Source organism: Streptomyces sp. NPDC044719, assembly GCF_056433405.1.
The window spans coordinates 163,537-182,340 of the sequence record NZ_JBWKHE010000013.1 but is presented as its reverse complement, the minus strand read 5'-3'; the positions used below and the strand labels follow the sequence as shown (position 1 = coordinate 182,340).

At 71.7% G+C, this 18,804-nt stretch carries 21 protein-coding genes and 1 riboswitch; of the genes, 11 read left to right on the top strand and 10 right to left on the bottom strand.

Annotated elements, in window-relative coordinates; all coding sequences use genetic code 11:
• Window positions 1-373: 373 nt before the first annotated feature.
• The 8 genes from AC07DF_RS38915 (at window position 374) to AC07DF_RS38880 (ending at window position 6,338) form a co-directional block, all read left to right on the top strand.
• Window positions 374-589, top strand: coding sequence for an integrase (locus AC07DF_RS38915; protein ID WP_478981903.1), 216 nt, complete (start codon window positions 374-376; stop codon window positions 587-589).
• A 37-nt stretch (window positions 590-626) separates the two neighbouring features.
• The gene (locus tag AC07DF_RS38910) at window positions 627-878 is read left to right on the top strand and encodes a YkoF family thiamine-binding protein (protein ID WP_184588829.1); all 252 of its coding nucleotides are present in this window, start codon (window positions 627-629) and stop codon (window positions 876-878) included.
• Window positions 875-1,240: a helix-turn-helix domain-containing protein gene (locus AC07DF_RS38905; RefSeq protein WP_189721355.1), complete on the top strand. Its 366-nt coding sequence runs from the start codon at window positions 875-877 to the stop codon at window positions 1,238-1,240. The genes AC07DF_RS38910 and AC07DF_RS38905 overlap by 4 nt, the downstream gene beginning before the upstream one ends.
• 143 nt (window positions 1,241-1,383) lie before the next feature.
• The gene (uraD, locus tag AC07DF_RS38900; protein WP_478981866.1) at window positions 1,384-1,923 is read left to right on the top strand and encodes a 2-oxo-4-hydroxy-4-carboxy-5-ureidoimidazoline decarboxylase; all 540 of its coding nucleotides are present in this window, start codon (window positions 1,384-1,386) and stop codon (window positions 1,921-1,923) included.
• 2 nt (window positions 1,924-1,925) lie between these two features.
• Window positions 1,926-2,330, top strand: a complete 405-nt coding sequence (uraH, locus tag AC07DF_RS38895) for a hydroxyisourate hydrolase (protein WP_478981864.1) — start codon at window positions 1,926-1,928, stop codon at window positions 2,328-2,330.
• A 2-nt stretch (window positions 2,331-2,332) separates the two neighbouring features.
• Window positions 2,333-3,256 (top strand): factor-independent urate hydroxylase, encoded by a 924-nt coding sequence (gene pucL, locus AC07DF_RS38890; RefSeq protein ID WP_478981862.1) that lies wholly within the window; start codon window positions 2,333-2,335, stop codon window positions 3,254-3,256.
• Between the two features lie 108 nt (window positions 3,257-3,364).
• The gene (locus AC07DF_RS38885) at window positions 3,365-4,744 is read left to right on the top strand and encodes an 8-oxoguanine deaminase (RefSeq protein WP_478981860.1); all 1,380 of its coding nucleotides are present in this window, start codon (window positions 3,365-3,367) and stop codon (window positions 4,742-4,744) included.
• Between the two features lie 217 nt (window positions 4,745-4,961).
• Complete coding sequence (locus tag AC07DF_RS38880; protein ID WP_478981858.1) at window positions 4,962-6,338, top strand: nucleobase:cation symporter-2 family protein; 1,377 nt, start codon at window positions 4,962-4,964, stop codon at window positions 6,336-6,338.
• Here the strand turns inward: AC07DF_RS38880 and AC07DF_RS38875 are convergent.
• The 5 genes from AC07DF_RS38875 to AC07DF_RS38855 all read right to left on the bottom strand — a co-directional run bounded on the left by AC07DF_RS38875 (window position 6,335) and on the right by AC07DF_RS38855 (window position 10,203).
• Complete coding sequence (locus AC07DF_RS38875) at window positions 6,335-6,757, bottom strand: acyl-CoA thioesterase (protein ID WP_432968712.1); 423 nt, start codon at window positions 6,755-6,757, stop codon at window positions 6,335-6,337. The two genes, AC07DF_RS38880 and AC07DF_RS38875, sit on opposite strands and share 4 nt — an antisense overlap.
• A gap of 58 nt (window positions 6,758-6,815) precedes the next feature.
• Window positions 6,816-7,451, bottom strand: coding sequence for a hypothetical protein (locus tag AC07DF_RS38870; RefSeq protein ID WP_478981855.1), 636 nt, complete (start codon window positions 7,449-7,451; stop codon window positions 6,816-6,818).
• A gap of 53 nt (window positions 7,452-7,504) precedes the next feature.
• Window positions 7,505-8,353, bottom strand: coding sequence for a cytochrome c oxidase assembly protein (locus tag AC07DF_RS38865; RefSeq protein WP_478981853.1), 849 nt, complete (start codon window positions 8,351-8,353; stop codon window positions 7,505-7,507).
• A complete protein-coding gene (locus AC07DF_RS38860; RefSeq protein WP_478981851.1) occupies window positions 8,353-8,877 on the bottom strand; it encodes a DUF2243 domain-containing protein in 525 nt (174 codons plus the stop codon). Before AC07DF_RS38860 ends, AC07DF_RS38865 begins: the two co-directional genes overlap by 1 nt.
• A gap of 117 nt (window positions 8,878-8,994) precedes the next feature.
• Window positions 8,995-10,203 (bottom strand): pyridoxal phosphate-dependent aminotransferase, encoded by a 1,209-nt coding sequence (locus AC07DF_RS38855; RefSeq protein ID WP_478981849.1) that lies wholly within the window; start codon window positions 10,201-10,203, stop codon window positions 8,995-8,997.
• A gap of 86 nt (window positions 10,204-10,289) precedes the next feature.
• On the opposite strand from AC07DF_RS38855, the gene AC07DF_RS38850 reads away from it, so the two are divergent.
• The gene (locus AC07DF_RS38850; protein ID WP_478981847.1) at window positions 10,290-10,916 is read left to right on the top strand and encodes a winged helix-turn-helix transcriptional regulator; all 627 of its coding nucleotides are present in this window, start codon (window positions 10,290-10,292) and stop codon (window positions 10,914-10,916) included.
• An 82-nt stretch (window positions 10,917-10,998) separates the two neighbouring features.
• On the opposite strand, the gene AC07DF_RS38845 is transcribed toward AC07DF_RS38850, so the two are convergent.
• The 3 genes from AC07DF_RS38845 to AC07DF_RS38835 are packed head-to-tail and all read right to left on the bottom strand — an operon-like array spanning window position 10,999 to window position 14,605.
• Window positions 10,999-11,790 (bottom strand): hypothetical protein, encoded by a 792-nt coding sequence (locus tag AC07DF_RS38845; protein ID WP_478981845.1) that lies wholly within the window; start codon window positions 11,788-11,790, stop codon window positions 10,999-11,001.
• Entirely contained in the window at window positions 11,790-13,064 is a 1,275-nt protein-coding gene (locus tag AC07DF_RS38840) for a VWA domain-containing protein (protein ID WP_478981843.1), read from the bottom strand. The genes AC07DF_RS38845 and AC07DF_RS38840 overlap by 1 nt, the downstream gene beginning before the upstream one ends.
• A 44-nt stretch (window positions 13,065-13,108) precedes the next feature.
• Window positions 13,109-14,605 carry an IucA/IucC family protein gene (locus AC07DF_RS38835; protein WP_478981841.1) on the bottom strand — a complete coding sequence of 499 codons (1,497 nt, stop codon included), beginning with the start codon at window positions 14,603-14,605 and terminating at the stop codon, window positions 13,109-13,111.
• 163 nt (window positions 14,606-14,768) lie between these two features.
• Between AC07DF_RS38835 and AC07DF_RS38830 the strand changes: the two genes are divergently transcribed.
• Both AC07DF_RS38830 and AC07DF_RS38825 read left to right on the top strand, forming a co-directional pair.
• Window positions 14,769-16,247: an IucA/IucC family protein gene (locus AC07DF_RS38830; RefSeq protein ID WP_478981901.1), complete on the top strand. Its 1,479-nt coding sequence runs from the start codon at window positions 14,769-14,771 to the stop codon at window positions 16,245-16,247.
• 37 nt (window positions 16,248-16,284) lie between these two features.
• A riboswitch (cobalamin riboswitch) is annotated at window positions 16,285-16,403 on the top strand.
• A gap of 47 nt (window positions 16,404-16,450) precedes the next feature.
• Window positions 16,451-16,822 carry a (2Fe-2S) ferredoxin domain-containing protein gene (locus AC07DF_RS38825; RefSeq protein ID WP_478981839.1) on the top strand — a complete coding sequence of 124 codons (372 nt, stop codon included), beginning with the start codon at window positions 16,451-16,453 and terminating at the stop codon, window positions 16,820-16,822.
• Here the strand turns inward: AC07DF_RS38825 and AC07DF_RS38820 are convergent.
• Together AC07DF_RS38820 and AC07DF_RS38815 are read right to left on the bottom strand one after the other, a co-directional pair.
• Entirely contained in the window at window positions 16,817-17,239 is a 423-nt protein-coding gene (locus tag AC07DF_RS38820) for a universal stress protein (RefSeq protein ID WP_478981837.1), read from the bottom strand. The genes AC07DF_RS38825 and AC07DF_RS38820 overlap by 6 nt on opposite strands.
• A gap of 1 nt (window position 17,240) precedes the next feature.
• Window positions 17,241-18,749 (bottom strand): APC family permease, encoded by a 1,509-nt coding sequence (locus AC07DF_RS38815; protein ID WP_478981835.1) that lies wholly within the window; start codon window positions 18,747-18,749, stop codon window positions 17,241-17,243.
• Window positions 18,750-18,804: the final 55 nt, after the last annotated feature.

The window sequence follows — 18,804 nt, the reverse complement described above, 5'->3', positions numbered from 1 at the left end:
GCGCATCACGTCGATCCCCGCGATCGACCGGGCCCCCAGCAGGACCGCGCAGGCTGCCGAGACCAGCACCGTGCCCCGGTCGTGCACCGGATGGACATCCGCCTTTGCCAGGGCCTGTCCGAGCCCCCTCGGTCAGCCCGACCTTGTCCGCCAGACGACGCACCGCAACGATGCCCGCCTTGCCCACCAGTTTCTTGCTGTTCGTGGACAGCGACAGATCGTCCGCCCGCTCTGTACGTTTCGACACCCGGAGGGTGCCTCCTCCTCAGCGTGATCTAGTCCTCAACAAACCGGATCATTGCAGGGAGAGGCGCCCTCCCCAGCGCGACCCGAGGCCGTGAATTCGTGAGGCAAGGGCACCGGCCCCCACGCTCTGCGTCATGCTTACGCTTCTCTGCTGATCGCAGCAAGGGAGTCCGTTAAGGTCGTGTCGGAGCGGCTGGGGCACACCAATGCCGCGATGACGCTGAACGTCTACAGTCACCTCTTCCCTGAGTCGGAGGACCGAACCAGGGCGGCAGTAGACCGGGCGTTTGATGCCCTGGCGACAGGGAGCGCCCCGGATGTGCCCTCTCAGACGGACGACTGAGAGAATGTGCAGGTCAGAGCGATTTTATGGGGGCGCAGTGCGATTGAGAGTGGAGTTCACGACCGAGCCCTTCGACCTGGACGAGGCACCCGCGCACGCGCTGGTGGCCCGCGAGGTCGTGGAGGCCGCCGAGCTGGACGCCGTGGACGTCGGCCCGTTCGGCAACACCGCGGAGGGCGGTGCCGACGCCGTGCTCACCGCCGTGGATGCCCTGCTCCGCAAGGCCCTGGAGGCCGGTGCCACCCGGATCTCGCTCCAGGTCAACGTGGCCGAGGAGGGCGAGGCATGAGCGGCGCGGGGGACGAGCCGTTCATCGCGGCCGTGAAGCCCCTGGTCGACGCCATGGGCGGCGAGATGATCCCGCCCGACGAGGCCGGCCCCGACGACGTCGTCCTCGCCTGGGAGGGCAGCGACGCCGTCGCCGTACGGCTGCCGCAGCTCGCCGACTCCCTCGATCACATCCTCGCCGCGATGGAGCGCCGCAAGGGCCCGCTGGCCGATCTGGACCGCAAGGCGAAGCAGGAGGTCGTGCGGATACTCGAGGCGCGCGGCGCCTTCTCCGTAAGGCACGGGGTGGAGACCGTGGCGAGCGCACTCGGCGTCAGCCGCTTCACCGTCTACAACTACCTGAACCGCGAGAAGGGGGCCTGACCGGCCTCCGTGTCCGCGTCCGGATCCGCCTCCGTGTTCCCGACGCGAATTTTCAACAAACTGTTGACGTGCGGTCGCGGGAGGGCGTTAGCTATCGGCACGCCCGTTCAGCACGAAGGCCGTATCCGGCCACGGAGGCTCCCGTGACTTCCCCTTCCACGCCGCCGGGCCTGGCCCGCTTCAACACCCTCGAGGAGCAAGCGGCCCGCACCGCGCTCCACGAGGCGTGCGCCTCCACGGCGTGGGCGAAGCGGCTGCTCGCCGCCCGCCCCTACGCCACCCCCGAGGACCTGTACGCCGCGAGCGACGCCGCCATGGCGGAGCTGACGGTCACGGACCTGGAGGAGGCGATGGCCGGACACCCGCCCATCGGCCGCCCCAAGGCCGGCGACCCCACCTCGGCCCGGGAGCAGCGCGGCATGTCCGGCGCCTCCGACGCACTCAAGGCGGAGATGCTCGAACTCAACCTCGCCTACCAGGAGAGGTTCGGCCATGTCTTCCTGATCTGCGCCACCGGCCGGACCGGCGAGCAGATGCGCGACGCGGTCAGGGAACGGATCGGCAACCCGCCGGAGCGGGAGCGGGAGATCGTCCGCACCGAGCTGGGCAAGATCAACCGTATCCGGCTCGCCCGCCTCGTCGAAGAAGACCGATCTTCGAGGAAGACCGAAGAGGACGCCTGACCATGAGCACCAGCACCACCGCCTCCGTGTCCACGCACATCCTGGACACCAGCATCGGCCGCCCCGCCGAGGCCGTCGCCGTCCAGCTCTCCGCCCGTAGCGGCCGGGACGCTGCGTGGCAGGCACTCGGCGGCTCCGCGACCGACGCGGACGGCAGGTGCAAGGACCTCCCGGCCCTGCCGGAGGGCACCACCCACGTACGGCTCGACTTCGCGGTGGAGCCGTACTTCGAGAAATCTGCGAACACGCAAGCCGATGCGCAGCAGGACGCCCCCGCGAATCGGGACAGCGGCGCCGGTGTGTTCTTCCCGGAGGTGGCGATCACGTTCGCCGTCGTACCGGGCCAGCACTACCACGTACCGCTGCTGCTCAACCCGTTCGGCTACTCCGTTTACCGAGGGAGCTAGCTATGCCCACCATCCTGGGACAGAACCAGTACGGCAAGGCCGAGAACCGAGTCGTCAAGATCACGCGGGACGGCGCCACCCACCACATCAAGGACCTGAACGTCTCCGTGTCGCTGAGCGGCGACATGAAGGAGGTCCACTACTCCGGCTCCAACGCCAACGTCCTGCCGACCGACACCACCAAGAACACGGTGTACGCGTTCGCCAAGGAGCACGGCATAGAGTCGGCCGAGCAGTTCGGCATCCATCTCGCCCGGCACTTCGTCACCTCGCAGGAGCCGATCAGCACGGCCCGGATCCGCATCGAGGAGTACGCCTGGGAGCGGATCGAGGCCGCCGACGCCAACTCGCGGTTCATCGGCGCCGACGAGGTCAAGCACTCCTTCGTCCGCAAGGGCCAGGAGACACGGCTCACGCAGATCACCTATGACGGTGAGCGGTGGGAGGTGATCTCCGGTCTGAAGGACCTCGTCGTGATGAACTCGACCAACTCCGAGTTCTGGGGCTACGTCAAGGACAAGTACACGACGCTGAAGGAGGCCTACGACCGCATCCTGGCCACCCAGGTCTCCGGCCGCTGGCGCTTCAACTGGACCGACGACGACCAGCGCATGCCCAACTGGGAGAAGTCCTACGAGCAGACCAAGAAGCACATGCTCCAGGCCTTCGCCGAGACGTACTCGCTGTCGCTGCAGCAGACCCTGTACCAGATGGGTTCGCGGATCATCGAGAACCGCGGCGAGATCGACGAGGTCCGCTTCTCCCTGCCGAACAAGCACCACTTCCTGGTCGACCTGGAGCCGTTCGGGCTGAAGAACGACAATGAGGTGTACTTCGCCGCCGACCGCCCCTACGGCCTGATCGAGGCGACGATCCTGCGGGACGGCTGCGAGCCGCGCATCCCCGTGGACCTCACCAATCTCTGACGCTCCCCCTTTCGGCACCCGTGGCCGGGGAACCCGACTCTCCGGCCACGGCACTCAAACTTCCGGGGTCCTGCCGTGCCCTCTCCACAACAGCGCAAAGGACGAACCATGGCAGCAGACCGGCGCATCGTCATCGAGAACTGCGCGATCGCGACCGTCGACGGACACGACACCGAGTACGCCTCCGGGTACGTCGTCCTCGCCGGCAACCGCATCGAGTCGCTCGGCGCGGGCACGGCCCCCGACGGCCTGGAGAACGTCGTACGCCGTATCGACGCCTCCGGTCACCTCGTGACGCCCGGCCTGATCAACACCCACCACCACTTCTACCAGTGGATCACCCGGGGTCTGGCGACGGACCACAACCTCTTCGACTGGCTGGTCGCGCTGTACCCCATCTGGGCGCGCATCGACGAGCCGATGGTGCGCGCGGCGGCCCAGGGCTCGCTCGCGGTGATGGCCCGCGGCGGCGTCACCACCGCCATGGACCACCACTACGTCTTCCCGCGGGGCTCCGGCGACCTGTCCGGCGCGATCATCGGCGCCGCCCGCGACATGGGCGTCCGCTTCACCCTCGCCCGCGGCTCCATGGACCGCAGCGAGAAGGACGGCGGCCTGCCCCCGGACTTCGCCGTCGAGACCCTGGACGGCGCGCTGGCCGCGACCGAGGAGACCGTCCGGCAGCACCACGACTCCTCCTTCGACGCCATGACCCAGGTCGCCGTCGCGCCCTGCTCGCCCTTCTCGGTCTCCACCGAACTGCTGCGGGACGGCGCCCAGCTGGCCCGCCGCCTCGGCGTACGGCTCCACACCCACGGTTCGGAGACCGTGGAGGAGGAGAAGTTCTGCCACGAACTGTTCGGCATGGGCCCCACCGACTACTTCGAGTCCACCGGCTGGCTCGGCGAGGACGTGTGGATGGCGCACTGCGTCCACATGAACGACTCCGACATCGCCGCCTTCGCCCGCACGAAGACCGGCGTCGCGCACTGCCCGTCCTCCAACGCCCGCCTCGCGGCCGGGATCGCCCGCGTCCCCGACATGCTCGCCGCCGGCGTCCCGGTCGGCCTCGGCGTCGACGGCACCGCCTCGAACGAGTCGGGCGAACTGCACACCGAGCTGCGCAACGCCCTCCTCATCAACCGCCTCGGCCCCCGCAAGGAAGCCGCCCTGAACGCCCGCCAGGCCCTGCGCCTCGGCACCTACGGCGGCGCCCAGGTCCTGGGCCGGGCGGCGGAGACCGGCTCCCTGGAGCCGGGCAAGCTCGCCGACCTGGTCCTGTGGAAGCTGGACACGGTCGCCCACGCCTCCATCGCCGACCCCGTGACCGCCCTGGTCTTCGGCGCGGCGGCCCCGGTCACCGCCTCCTTCGTCGACGGCCGGCAGATCGTCGAGGACGGGCGGCTGCTCACGGCCGACGAGGACGCCATCGCCCGCTCGACGCGGGACGAGGCCCAGCGGCTGGCGAGGATCGCCGCCCAGGACTGAACACCCCGATGACTCCGGCCGGGAGGGACGGCTCCCGGCCGGTGGCCGTGGACCCGAGCGGGGACCACGGCGCCGTCTCCGGGGCGCGCGGATGCGTGCGCCCCGGAACGGCCCCCCGTCACCCGAATGTCCGGTCCCGCACGACCACCCGCACCACCTCCCTGACACCCACGGACGCCATCGGCGCGGCCGTGTAACCGACCGGAGGGAAGCCGCCGTGGCCGACCACCCCGTTGACGAAAAACTCCCCGCGCTCAAGATGGCGACGACCGGCCTCCAGCACGTGGCCGCCATGTACGCCGGAGTCGTCGCCCCACCCCTGATCGTCGGCGCGGCCATCGGCCTGACCGCCACCGACCTGACCTTCCTCACCGGCGCCTGCCTGTTCACGGCGGGCCTCGCCACCTTCTTGCAGACCCTGGGCATCTGGAAGATCGGCGCCCGGCTGCCCTTCGTCAACGGCGTCACCTTCGCCGGTGTCGCCCCCATGACCGCGATCGTCGCCTCCACCGAGGACAAGTCCGACGCCCTGCCGATCATCTTCGGCGCGGTCATCGTCGCCGGACTCCTGGGCTTCCTGGCCGCCCCCTTCTTCAGCAAGGCGGTGCGCTTCTTCCCGCCGGTGGTCACGGGGACGGTCATCACCCTCATCGGCGTCTCCCTCCTGCCGGTCGCCTTCGGCTGGGCGCAGGGACCCGACCCGGCGGCGCACGGCTACGGTTCGGCGACCAACCTCGGGCTGGCCGCCGTCACCCTGCTGATCGTGCTGCTCCTGCGCCGCTTCACCACCGGCTTCGTCAAGCAGATCGCGGTGCTGCTCGGCCTGGTCGCCGGCACGCTGATCGCGATCCCGTTCGGCGCCACGGACTTCGGTCCGGTCGCGGACGCGGCCGTCATCGGCTTCCCGACCCCGTTCCACTTCGGTGCCCCGCAGTTCCAGCCGGCCGCGATCATCTCGCTGTGCGTCGTGATGGTGGTCTCGATGACCGAATCGACCGCCGACATGCTGGCGCTGGGCGAGATCGTCGACCGCCCGGCCGACGAGAAGACCATCGCGGCCGGGCTGCGCGCCGACACCCTCGGCTCGGCGATCAGCCCGCTCTTCAACGGCTTCATGTGCAGCGCCTTCGCGCAGAACATCGGCCTGGTCGCCATGACCAGGATCCGCAGCCGGTACGTCGTCGCCACCGGCGGCGGCTTCCTGGTGCTGATGGGCCTGTGTCCCATGGCTGCCTCGCTGATCGCCGTCGTACCGCGCCCGGTGCTCGGCGGCGCCGGCGTGGTCCTGTTCGGCTCGGTCGCCGCCAGCGGCATCCAGACCCTGGTCAGGGCCGGCCTGGACAAGGACAACAACGTCCTGATCGTGGCCGTCTCCCTGGCCGTCGGCATCATCCCCATCACGGCGCCGGAGTTCTACCACGCCTTCCCGGAGACGGCGCGGATCGTCCTGGACTCGGGCATCTCCACCGGGTGTGTGGCGGCCGTCCTGCTCAACCTGGTCTTCAACCACCTGGGCAACAAGGACGCGCAGGACGTCACCCACCCCATGGAGGCGGGCGAGGAGATCACCGGGGCGAGCAGGGCCCCGGCCTAGAGACCGAACAGGCCCGGGTCCGTGGCCAGTTCCTTGAAGACCTTCGCGGGGTCGGCGACCAGCCTGCGTTCCTTGAGGTCCAGGACGCCGCCGACCGCCGTGATCTCGGCGGCCACCGTGCCGTCGGTCTTGCGGACGGTCTGCTCGATACGGAACGTCTTGCCGCTGCCCCAGTCGAAGGCGCAGGTCACCTCGACCTCGTCGCCCGCGAGCAGCTCCCGTTTGTAGCGAATGGTCGTCTCCAGGGCCACCGGGCCCACGCCGGTTCCCGTCAGCGCGGACTGGCTGATCCCCGCGGCGTGCAGCAACGACCAGCGGGCGTGCTCCGCGTAGTTCAGGTACACGCTCTGGTTGAGGTGACCCTGGACGTCGGTCTCGTATCCACGGACGGTCACAGGGACGGAAAACGGCTCGCTCACGGCTTCCCCTTCGGACTCTCGTGCATTGCGCAACGATCCACCGATCTTGGCATGCCCATCACGTCCGGCGCGGCGAAGCCAGCAGATACCGGGTCCCGCCGCGCGGCTCGCGGTGTTCGCTCACCTGCCAGCCTGCCCCTTCCAGGGTGGCCGCGCAGGCCCGCAGCGCCTCGCCGTCCGGCTCGTGGACGGCGACGGCCTCCGGCTGCGCGGTCTCCCGCACGCGATACCCCGGGCCCTCCCGCCCCGCCGGACCGTGCCCGGCCGCCTCCAGCGCCAGCGCGGCGGCCCGCACCAGATGCGCACGCTCCCAGCCGCACGGCCGGTCCACGGCCCCGCCCGGGTTGGTCATCCGGCGCAGCTCCAGCAGCCCCTGCCAGGCGCTGTGCACCTCTCGGCGCCGGGCGGGCCCGGCACCCTCGGCGGCCTCCTCGCCGCCGACGCGGGCGGCGAACACCCCTGTCGGGGCGGGCGCCTCCCCGGGCCCGTGCGGCTCGGGCACCTGCGTGATGCCCTGCCGCACCCGGTGCCCCTCCGGGGTCAGAAAGTGATCGTGCGGCGGCCGGGGGTGCCGGAAGGCCAGCCCGCGCTTCACCAGCGCCGTGAGCTGCGCCTCCGTACCCCTGAGCCGCCCGGTGACCGGGTCGGCGGCGTCGATGACACGCCGCTGCGCGGCGGTCGGCGGTCGAGTCACGGCGCGCTCCTCTCCGGCACAGGCCCGGGGCACTCGCCCCACCTGCTCGAAGGCTACGACCCGCCACTGACATTCGGCGCCGGGACCACTCCCCGCCCCGCGGCACGGCTCGCCGGGCGCCGGGGCTCGGGCCGCCAGGTGGCGACCAGAGCGGCGGCCAGCAGCAGCTCGGCGATGTCGCCGCCGTAGTACATGATCTCCGCGCCGCCCCGCACCTGGTCGATCGGGGCGTGGATATCGGCCCAGAAGCCTCCGTACATCAGCTGGGAGATCACCGCGTGCGCCGCGATCGCCACGCCCAGGCAGACCAGCCGCGCCCGCACGCCCGCCCGGGCGGGGGCCGGGTCGGGCCCGGCGATGACGTGGGCGAACAGGCAGCCGGACAGCAGGAAGTGCGCGTGCATCAGCCAGTGTCCTGCCGGGCTGGTCATGGTCGCGTCGTAGAGCGGGGTGAAGTACAGCACCGCGAGGCTGCCCGTCGAGAGCACCAGCGCGACCACCGGGTGGGTGAGCGCACGGGCCGGCGGGCTGTGCAGCAGGGAGGTCAGCTGCCGCCCACGGCGGGCGGGCAGGGTGCGCAGCAGCAGGGTGACGGGGGCGGCCAGGACCAGGGCGAGCGGCCCGTACATGCCGATGAGCAGGTGCTGGACCATGTGCCCGCGGAAGTCCTCCTGGGCGAAGGGGGCCACGGGCGGCAGCAGCGCCACACCGCACAGCAGGATCCCGCCCAGGAACCAGCCGGTCCGCCACCGGCTCCAGCCCAGGGCGGGATTGCGGTGCCGCGCGCGGCGGACGAGCAGCAGGTAGCCGCCGGCGAGGGCCGACAGCATGAGCGCGGGCAGCAGCCACTCCAGGACGCCGCCGCCCGCGTGCTGCCCCTGCTCGTGGAACTGGTGGCCCATCAGGCGCGTCGGCCGCTGCGCTGGAGCAGATGGCCGCCGGCGACCAGCAGCGCGCCGAGAACGAGGAAGCCGATGTCCCACCAGACCTGGCCGTCACCGGCGTAGACGTGGTGGATGACGAGGATGTGGTGGTCAAGCACACCCTCGACGAGGTTGAACAAGCCCCAGCCGACGAGCATCCAGCCCCACAGCACGCGAGAGGTCCACACCCGCAGCCGGTCGTGGGTGACCCGCGAGTACAGGACGGCCAGCCCGAGCAGGACCGAGAGCCAGCACACGGTGTGGAAGACGCCGTCCCACAGGGTGTTCATCTCCAGGCCGGAGACGGTGTGGGGGTCGTAGTACTTCACCCCGATGCGATCCTGGTTGGTGCTGGAAAGCATGTGGTGCCACTGGAGCAACTGGTGCAGCAGGATGCCGTCGGCGAACCCGCCCATCCCGACGCCGAGCACGATGCCGGGCAACCGAATGCTCGCCGGCTGCTCCGCGACGCCGACCCGGGTCTCACCGGTTGTGGTACCCATCACTCGTCTCCACTCCTGACAGGGGGAAGGACTCAGGACGACATTCCCCCCTGCCCGGCACTCTCAACGGCGGGTTCCGGCCGTCGCGCAGGAAGGCGCGGCCTGGAGGCGGGCGTGCTACTGCCGGTACCCGCTCAGGAACCGCCCGATCCGCCCAATGGCCGCCTCCAGATCATCGGCGTGCGGCAGGGTCAGGATCCGGAAGTGATCCGGGGCCGGCCAGTTGAAGCCCGTGCCCTGGACGACCTGGATCTTCTCGCGGAGCAGCAGGTCGAGAACGAACTTCTCGTCGTCGTGGATGTTGTGCACCTTGGGGTCGATGCGCGGGAAGGCGTACAGCGCGCCCTTGGGCTTCACGCAGCTCACGCCCGGGATCTCGTTGAGCTTCTCCCAGGCCACGTCCCGCTGCTCCAGCAGCCGTCCGCCCGGCCTGGTGAGGTCGCCGATGGACTGCCGCCCGCCGAGCGCGGCCTGGATGGCGTACTGGGCGGGCGCGTTGGCGCACAGCCGCATGGAGGCCAGCATGGTGAGGCCTTCCAGATAGTCCTTGGCGTGCTGCCTCGGGCCCGTGACCACCAGCCAGCCGGAGCGGAAGCCCGCCACCCGGTAGGTCTTCGACAGGCCGCAGAAGGTGAGGACCACCAGGTCGGGGGCGAGTGCGGCGGCCGAGTGGTGCACGGCGTCGTCGTAGAGGATCTGGTCGTAGATCTCGTCGGCGAACACCATCAGGCCGTGCCGCCGGGCGAGGTCGAGGATGCCCTCGACGATCTCCTTCGGGTAGACGGCGCCGGTGGGGTTGTTCGGGTTGATGATCACGACCGCCTTGGTCCGGTCGGTGATCTTCGAGGCCATGTCGTCCAGGTCCGGGTACCAGTCGGCCTGCTCGTCGCACAGGTAGTGGACCGCCTTGCCGCCCGCGAGGGTCGTCACCGCGGTCCAGAGGGGGAAGTCCGGGGCGGGGATGAGGACCTCGTCGCCGTCCTCGAGCAGGGCCTGTACGGCCATGGAGACCAGCTCGGAGACGCCGTTGCCGAGGAAGACGTCGTCGACGCCGACCTCCAGGCCCAGCGTCTGGTAGCGCTGGGCCACCGCCCGGCGGGCGGACAGCACCCCGCGCGAGTCGGTGTAGCCGTGCGCCTGCGGCAGCATCCGGATCATGTCCTGGACGATCTCCTCCGGCGCCTCGAACCCGAAGAGCGCGGGGTTGCCGGTGTTCAGGCGCAGCACACTGTGGCCCGCCTCCTCCAGCGCGTTGGCGTGTTCTATCACCGGGCCGCGGATCTCGTAACAGACCTCGCTGAGCTTGCTCGACTGCCGGAACTCCATGCGCGCTTCCCCTCGGCTGACTGGTGTTGCTTGGTTTTACCAAGTAGCAGCTTGGAAAGTCCAACAACTTGTCTAGACTGCGTCGCATGCCACCTCGCCGAAGCTACGACCAGTACTGTTCCGCCGCCCGCGCGCTCGACCTGGTCGGCGACCGCTGGACCCTGCTGATCGTCCGGGAGCTCCTCGCCGGTCCCCGCCGCTACACCGACCTGCACGCGGACCTGCCCGGCGTCAGCACGGACGTACTCGCCTCGCGGCTGAAGGACATGGAGCGCGACGGCCTCGCCACCCGGCGTCGGCTGCCCCCGCCCGGTGCGGCGAAAGTGTACGAAGTCACTCCTCGCGGGCGGGAGTTGCTGCCGGTGCTGCAGGCGCTGGGGGAGTGGGGGCAGGCCGAACTGGGGGAGCTGCGGCCGACGGACGCGGTGCGGGCGCACTGGTTCGCCCTGCCCCTGCTGCGTGAGCTGGACGGGGACGGTCTCGTCGAAGTCCGCTTGGAGGAAGGGCACTTCCACCTCCATGCCGGTGCCGAGGACGGACCCGTGTACGGCGACGGGCCCGCCCCCGGGGAGCCGGACGCCCGGCTGGTCCTGGACACCGGGACGTGTACGGCGATCGGCCGGGGCGAGTTGAGCCTGGTCCAGGCCGTCAGGGAGGGCCGGGTCGAGGTGAGCGGCGAGGGCACGCTCGCCAAGGAACTGCGCGACACATGACAGAAGGCCCGCACGAAGCGGGCCTTCCGCGTCCGAGCCCGGTTCACGTCGGGGTCCGGTTCACGTCAGGGTCCGGTCCAGGTCAGGCAGCGGGCGGCACACCCGACGGCCGGCCCGAGCCGCGCGTCAGCGCGTACCCGGCGACCCCCGCCAGCGCGGCCAGCACCCCGCCCACCGCGGTCCACACCCACCGGTCCGACCACCAGCCGGACGCCCAGCCGTCCTCGGGTTCGAGCCCGGCCGGCACCGCCGAGGACTCCTCCTCGTCCCCGGACCGTGTCGCGATCCCCGGCACCAGCGGCTCGGCCAGCGAGCCGTCCACCGCCGCCGAGCCGCCGATGTCCCTGGAGCCGACCCGCACTTCGGAGTCGACCGGGAGGCCCAGGTCGGAGGCGGCCACGCCGGTGACCGTCAGCCGGACGTAGTAGGTGCCCGGCAGCGGGTCGTTCGCCCACGGCTCCGACCAGGCACGGACCGTGCGCAGCACACAGGCCAGTTCGACCGAGGCCGCGTCCGCGGCGGCGGTGCGTGTCTGCGCCCCGTACTGGCAGGCCTGGCGGCGGCGCAGCCCGTCGTACACGTCGATCTGCCAGGTCTGCTGCGCGTGGGTGTCCGGCAGCTTCACCGTCGCCGCGACCGTGGGGCGCTGCCCGGTGTCGGCGGGGAACGACCAGTACAGGTAGTCACCGGTGGAGCCGCTCGCCGTGGCCCGCTGCCCTTGCTCGATCTCCGTCGCGGTGCGAAAGGAGGTGCCCGCCCGGGTGGGCACCGCCGAGGTGTCCTGCGAAGGACTCGGCGAGGAATCGGCCGCGGCGGGAGCGGCCGCCAGACCCAGCGTCAGCAACGCGGCGCTCAACGCACGTATCACTCGCATCAGTTGGTCCTCCAGACCGCGACCCGCCAGCGCGACAGCCAGCCCCAGAGGAGACCGGCGAGGAAGCCGGTGAGGATCAGCGCGCCGAGCAGCCACCAGCCGCGGCCGAGCCCGAAGGAGGCCACGTCGCCCGCCCGGCTCGGCCCGTCCACGACGTCGACGGTCAGCTCCAGCGGCAGCCCGGGCGTGGTCTGCACGCCGGAGGCCGCCGAGAAGGAGTGGGTGACCGCCAGGCACACGGTCTCCGCGACCGGCTTGTCGCCGTCGGCGTCGTCGCGCTCGGGCTCGGGGTACCTGAGCCCCGTCGAGATCACGTCCGTACGGCCGTTGCCCGCCGCCTCACCGCGTACGATCTCCCGGCCCTTGACCGTCACGGCCCGCAGCAGCACCCCGTAGCCGGGGTTCACGGCCCGGTCCGCCGCCACGCTCACCGAGGCGCGCAGCTCCTGACCCGGCAGGACGTCCACCCGGTACCAGCGCTGCTGCCCGAACTCCTGCCGGTCGCTGTACAGGCCCGACTTCAGCGTCGGCGCCTGCGAGCACCGGGACGCGCCCTCGGCCGCCACCGGCGTCACCACCGGATCGGCCGCCCGGTCCACCAACTGGTTCACCTTGTCGGTGAGTTCGTCCTGGTGCTCCACCGAGGTGTAGGTGCCGCCGGTGGCCTCGGCGATGCAGCTCAGCTGCCTGCTCAGCCTGGCGGTCGGCACCAGGCCCAGCGTGTCGATGGTCAGGCCGATGCCCTTCGCCGCGATCTCGCGAGCCACCTCGCACGGGTCGAGCGGGGCACAGGTGTCCTCGCCGTCGCTGATCAGCACGATGCGCTTGGGGCCGTCGCCGCCGTCGAGGTCGCCGGCCGCCTTCAGCAGGGCCGGGCCGATCGGCGTCCAGCCCGTCGGGGTGAGCGTGGCGACGGCCGTCTTGGCCTCGGTGCGGTCCAGCGGGCCGACCGGATAGAGCTGCGCGGTGTCCTTGCAGCCCGTTTTCCGGTCGTCCCCCGGGTAGTCGGCGCCGAGGGTGCGGATGCCGAGTTCGACCTCCTCGGGCGTCGCGTCGAGCACCTCGTTGAACGCCTGCTTCGCGGCGGCCATCCGCGACTGTCCGTCGATGTCCCGCGCCCGCATCGAGCCGCTCACATCGAGGACGAGGTCGACCTTGGGGGCGGCCCGGCCCGTGGGTTCGCCGGCGGCCGCTCCGGCCGGGAAGGCGATCCCGGCCGTCAGCGCGGCGAGCAGAGCGCAGACGCCCGCCGCCAGCCGTTTTCTTGTGATCATCGACGGATCTTATGGAGCGCCGGGGCCGTGCTCCAAAACGGGGCTCACGCAAGGGGATTGGGCAGCTCCGCCCACTGGTCCCCGGGCGTCTGCGGCGAGAGCCGCATCAGCGTCAGCGCCTTGGTGGGCAGGGGCTCCGCACGCAGTGCCGTGAGGTCCGGGGTGCGCGGGAGGTCGTCCACGGCCGTCTCCAGCGCCGCCGTCAGCGCCGCCCCCGACCCCGCCGCCCCGGCCAGCGCGCCCGCCACCAGCGAGCCGAACAGCTTGCGGCGCAGCGTGCGTTCGTCGTCCGTGACCATCCGGGCGGGCAGGTCGGGCACCGCGATGCCGTGCCGGGCCAGCCGGGCCGGGCTGACGCGGATGTCGGCCAGATCGCGGTAGACGAACCGCAGCGGGTCGCCCTCCGGCGAGAGGACCACCAGAAGGTTCTGGCCGTGTGCCTCAAGGGCCACGCCCAGCTCCAGCAGCCGCAGCCCGACGGTGAGGGCGAGGCGCGTGAAGCCGGCCAGCCAGGCGGGGGAGCGGGGGAGCGCGCTGGTCGCGAGCGCCGCCACCGGCAGGACCCGTTCACCGACCCCCGCGTACGTCTGCGGCGACTCCCGCAGCACGGCCGCGAAGTCGGGGGAACCGGCCGCCGCGGCGCCCAGGGTTCGGGTCATGTGCAGCAGGCCGTCCGTGCGGGCGGCGGGCGTCTCGGCGAAGTCCGACAGCATCGCGGACGCGGCGACCGAGGGCAGCGAGATGTCCCGCACCGAGGACGTCAGCCGGGCGCTGAGCGAGGTCTTGACATGCGGCCCGCCGGGCAGCGCGAGCGTCCGCAGGGACATCAGCGGATGCCCGGCGCGCCGCTCCTCGCACGCCCGCTTCAGCACGTGCGCCGCCTGCCAGGGGTGCACCGGCAGCACCACCCGCGGCCCGTCCCGCAGATCCCGCGGCCAGGCCCCCGTCACCAGGCACTCCTCCGCCCGCACCGGCACAAGTCCCAGCTCCACGACCGGCCGGTGCTCGGGCCCGTAGGCGAGTTGCTCGGCCACCGAGAAACCAGGCCGGGACCGGCAGGTGGGGTGGAACGGATGCCCGTCGACGATCCGCTGCTCCCACTCCCAGTCGTTCCCCGGCCACTCGTCCGCCGAGCGCCCCTCCTGCCCCGCTCGCGACAGCGCCAACGAGGCGACGCTGTGCCCGAGTTCGGCGGCGAAGGAAGCGGAGTGCGGGACGGCGAGGTCCGTCATCAGCCGCGCCGGATCGTCGTACTCCGCCCCGTCGAGCCCGACGACGGTGACGTGGTCCCCGGTGGCGTACGGATCCGGCGGCGGGCCGTGCAGCCGCCGGCCGTCGGCCAGGAACAAGGTCAGCCCGTCCCGGCCCGGCTCCCTGCGGGCCACCCAGGGCAGCGGATCGTGGGCGAGACCGCGCCACAGACGGGACAGCACGGCCGCCCGCGCACCGGGGAGTTCGGCCTCGTACCGCGGCAGCAGTCCGGGCCGTACGCCGGCCAGTTCGTCGGCGACCTCGGCCTCGGCGGTGGGGGAACGGTGCACGGGCGGGCTCCTCGGGTACGAATAGGGCGTCACGGCGCGATGACGGCGACCGGCATACTGATCATCTCCGCCAGGAAGTCCGGAAGTCCGGAAGGGCCGCAGGAACGTAGAGAACACAGAGAACACAAGGAACGCAGGGAAACGAGTGGATCGCGTGGACCTCATGCCCCCGCCCGCCGACGCGTACGCCGCCGTGCCGCTGCTGAACTGCCTGCTGCGGGAAGTGGCCCGGCCGGTGCGCCGGACCGGCGGGCACCGGATCTACCGCCTGCCCGGCGGAGACCGGCTGCTGCGGGTGCGCGGGACGCGGCGGCCCGCCGAGCCCGAGGTCGAGGGGCCGGACGGCTGGCAGCGCGTCGGCCACACCGAGCTGGTCAAGCTCGTCGCCGAGGAACTGCGTCGGCACACCGGGCTGTCCAACCACGAACTGCCCGCCGAGATGATCGACAGCAGGGACGCCGTGGCCGCCCTGCTGGAGGCCCGCGACCGCGCGAACCCGCCCGACGACCCCTACCTGCGCTCCGAGCAGTGCCTTCTCACCGGCCACACGCACCACCCCGCCCCCAAGGCGCGCGGTGGCGGCCCGGCCGCGGGCTGGCTGCCGTACGCGCCCGAGGCGTACGCCCGTTTCCCGCTGACCCTGCTCGGGCTGCGCGAGGACACCGTCGTCGAGGAGGGCGACACCTCGGCCCTCGACGCCCTCGGCACCGCCCCGCCCGGCTACCGGCTGCTCCCGGCCCACCCCTGGCAGCTCGACCTGGCGAGCGCGGAGCTCGCCGCCGCCTTCGCGGACGGCAGACTGGTCCGGCTCGGCACGACCGCCTTCGACACCTGGCCCACGGCCGCTGTCCGCACGCTCTACGCACCCGGGCACGACCTGTTCCTCAAGTTCAGCCTCGACGTGCGCATCACCAACGACATCCGCCGGCTGTGGCGCCACGACCTGCTCGCCCTGCGCCGCACCGACTCGGCCGTGTGCGCCGCCTTCGACGACTTCGGCACGCTCGACGGTCCCCCGGCCTGGCTCGGCGACCGGGGATACCGCACCGCCGGATTCGCCTTCGAGGCCCTGGCCGTCCTCGTCCGCGACGGCTTCGCCGGCCGGCTCCTGCCCGGCGCGACCCCGCTGCTCGCCGCCGGACTCGTCGAGGGCTTCGACGGCAGCCCGCTCGACCGCGCCGCCGACCCCGGGGCGTGGTGGGCGGCGTACCTGGCGCAGGTGGTGCCCCCGGCCCTGGAGGCCTTCGCCCGGCACGGCGTCGTCATCGAGGCCCATTTGCAGAACACGCTGGTCGCCGTGGACGCCGACGGCATGCCCGTGCAGGCGCTGTACCGGGACGCCGAGGGCGTGAAGCTGCTCCCGGACGTCTCCCGGGAAGCCGGCTGGGAGCGGCTCGTGTACTGCCTGGTCGTCAACCACCTCACCGAGATCGCCGGCGCCCTCGCCGAACGCCACCCCGGCTTCGACCCCTGGCCCGCCGCCCGCCGCGAACTCGCCCGCCACGACCTGCCCGAGATCTCCGGCCTGCTCACCTCGCCCACCCTCCCCGCCAAGACGAACCTCCTGCTGCGCTGGACGGGCGCCGACGGCGCGGACGCCCGCTATCTGCCGCTGCCCAACCCGCTCGTTCCTCCCCGGTGACGCGCCTTCCCCTCGGCGAGACCGCCGTGGACCGCGTGGAATGATGACCGGCGGACAAGGCGACGGCGGAACGAGGAAGCCGGTGTGAATCCGGCGCGGTCCCGCCACTGTGACCGGCCCAGGCCGGGAGCCAGGAGACTCACGCGGTCGCCTCCTCGACGAACCACCGGGGCGGATCTCCCCGGAGAGAGGAAGGGTGCGGCATGTCCGCGAGCCCGGCCGGAGGGGTTCCGTGCCGCGTCGTCGTGTGCCGGGACTGCTGCTGCGGCAGCCGCAAGGTGACCGGCGTCGACCACGCGGCCCAGACCGAGCGGCTGCGTGAGGCGGCGCCCGTGCGGGTCTCCGAGTGCCTCGACGTCTGCGACCAGGCCAACGTCATCGTCGTACAGCCGTCGGCGGCGGGCCGGGCCGCCGGGGCCCGGCCGGTGTGGTTGGGTCTGGTCAACGACCCGGCCGCGACCGAGGACGTCGTCACCTGGGTCCGCGAGGGCGGTCCCGGCGTCGCGCCGCTGCCCGACATCCTCGACCTGTACGTCTTCAGCCCGCTGAAGCGGACGCGCCCGGGCGGCTCATGACTCGGAGGTGGCCGGCACGCACAGGACGGGGACGCTCGAGAGGTGCAGCAGCTTGTGGGGGGTCGAGCCCAGCAGGGCGCCGCGGACCGGGCTCTCGCCCCAGGTACCGACCACGATCACCCTGCCGTCGTGGCGGGCCGCGGCGTCGATGAGTGCCTGCGCGGGCCGCTGGTCGATGAGTTCGACCGTGCTGGGCACGCCGGCCTCGTCGGCGACCCGGACCGCGTGACCGAGCACGGTGTTCCCGGCCTCACGGACGGCATCGTGGTGAGCGCCGTACTCCTCGCCCGTGACGCCCGGGGCCGCGGCCCCGTAGACGATCACCAGCGGTTCGCCGTACGCGGCCGCCACCTCGATCGCGACCCGCAGCGCGCTCAGGGCGCCCGGGGATTCGTCGTAGCCGAGGACCACCGACATCTCAGGACTCCTTGCCGTGCTCGCCGGGGGCGAGGGCGGGGTCGACCACGCTGGGGTGTTCGGACCAGAACACGGGGGCCATCAGCCGCCACACGACCATGAGGACCACGCCGGTGACGATGATGCCGATACCGATGACCAGCGGGGGGCCGAGCCCGAGCCACGAGACGCCGCTGTAGGAGTTGGCGGGGTCGGACATGTCCGCCACGGACTCCACCAGCAGCCAGGCCAGCAGCCCGGCACCGACCAGGGGGCCGAGCCCGATCAGGAGGAAGTGGCGGGCACTGCGGGTCAGTTGGCGGCGGTAGTACACCGCGCAGGCGACACCCGTGAGCGCGTAGTAGAACGCGATCAGCAGGGACAGTGCGGTCAGCGAGTCGAAGAGGGCGTTCTCGCTGATGTGGTAGAGGACGAGGTACCAGACGATGGCGATGCCGGCGACCCACCAGGTGCTCACGTCGGGAGTGCGGAACCGGGGATTGATACGGCCGAAGTACGCGGGCAGCGCGTGCCGGCGGGCCATCGACAGGCCGGTGCGCGACGCCGGGATGATCGTCGTCTGCGTCGACGCGAGCGCGGACGTCGAGACCGCCAGCAGCACGACCCAGTCCCAGCCGCCCATCGCCTCTTCGGCGAGCAGCGCGAAGACGAACTCCTCCTCCGCCGCGTTCTCGGCCAGATAGGCCGTCCCGGCGTACCCCACGACCGCGAACGCGACCGCGAGGTAGGTCACCAGGAGCAGCACCGTCGACCACACCGCCGCCTTACCGGGGGCGGTGGCGGAGTCCTCGGTCTCCTCGGTGAGGTTGACCGCCGACTCCCACCCCCAGTAGATGAACACGCCCAGCAGCAGGGCGGCGGTCAGGGACGCCCCGCCCGCACCGAAGGGATCGAGCCAGCTGAACTCCGGTTCGACGGAGTCGAGGGTGCCGGTGCCGGCGTAGACGCGGTAGAGCGCCACCACGGCGAAGGCCAGCAGACAGGCGACCTGCGCCAGGATGAGGACGTTCTGCACCTTGGCCGACACGTCGATGCCGATCACACAGACGGCCGTCATCACCAGCACGAGCAGCACGGTCAGCACCTGGCGGACGACGTCGTTGTCCGCCCAGCTGTCCAGACCGACCGCGAGCAGGAAGAAGGTCACGGCGACGTCCGCCAGCGACCCGACGACCAGGACACCTGTCATGGCGATGGCCCAGCCGCCGAGCCAGCCCGCCCACGGCCCCATGGCCCGGGTGACCCACGAGAAGGTCGTGCCGCAGTCCTGGTCGACCTTGTTGAGGTAGTAGAACGCCGAGGCGATCAGCAGCATGGGCACGAACGACGCGATCATCACGCCGGGGGCGTAGATGCCCACCAGCGCCACGACCGGGCCGATGACCGCCGCCACGGAGTACGCCGGTGAGGTCGCGTTGAGCCCGATGACCAGAGCGTCGAGGAACCCGATCGCATTGGGCTTCAGGCTCGCGGACGGTGGCGGCCCCGCGTCCGTGATGTCCTTGGCCATGCTCCCTCACTCCCGTTGTGCGTGGATCCATACAACAGGCAGGTGTGAGGCAATT

Coding starts and splice junctions, on each gene's coding strand:
- AC07DF_RS38905 (WP_189721355.1), top strand. CDS start 875: ATGAGCGGCGCGGGGGACGAGCCGTTCATCGCGGCCGTGAAGCCCCTG.
- uraH (WP_478981864.1), top strand. CDS start 1,926: ATGAGCACCAGCACCACCGCCTCCGTGTCCACGCACATCCTGGACACC.
- pucL (WP_478981862.1), top strand. CDS start 2,333: ATGCCCACCATCCTGGGACAGAACCAGTACGGCAAGGCCGAGAACCGA.
- AC07DF_RS38885 (WP_478981860.1), top strand. CDS start 3,365: ATGGCAGCAGACCGGCGCATCGTCATCGAGAACTGCGCGATCGCGACC.
- AC07DF_RS38865 (WP_478981853.1), bottom strand. CDS start 8,353: ATGGGCCACCAGTTCCACGAGCAGGGGCAGCACGCGGGCGGCGGCGTC.
- AC07DF_RS38860 (WP_478981851.1), bottom strand. CDS start 8,877: ATGGGTACCACAACCGGTGAGACCCGGGTCGGCGTCGCGGAGCAGCCG.
- AC07DF_RS38855 (WP_478981849.1), bottom strand. CDS start 10,203: ATGGAGTTCCGGCAGTCGAGCAAGCTCAGCGAGGTCTGTTACGAGATC.
- AC07DF_RS38850 (WP_478981847.1), top strand. CDS start 10,290: ATGCCACCTCGCCGAAGCTACGACCAGTACTGTTCCGCCGCCCGCGCG.
- AC07DF_RS38845 (WP_478981845.1), bottom strand. CDS start 11,790: ATGCGAGTGATACGTGCGTTGAGCGCCGCGTTGCTGACGCTGGGTCTG.
- AC07DF_RS38840 (WP_478981843.1), bottom strand. CDS start 13,064: ATGATCACAAGAAAACGGCTGGCGGCGGGCGTCTGCGCTCTGCTCGCC.
- AC07DF_RS38830 (WP_478981901.1), top strand. CDS start 14,769: ATGCCCCCGCCCGCCGACGCGTACGCCGCCGTGCCGCTGCTGAACTGC.
- AC07DF_RS38825 (WP_478981839.1), top strand. CDS start 16,451: ATGTCCGCGAGCCCGGCCGGAGGGGTTCCGTGCCGCGTCGTCGTGTGC.
- AC07DF_RS38820 (WP_478981837.1), bottom strand. CDS start 17,239: ATGTCGGTGGTCCTCGGCTACGACGAATCCCCGGGCGCCCTGAGCGCG.
- AC07DF_RS38815 (WP_478981835.1), bottom strand. CDS start 18,749: ATGGCCAAGGACATCACGGACGCGGGGCCGCCACCGTCCGCGAGCCTG.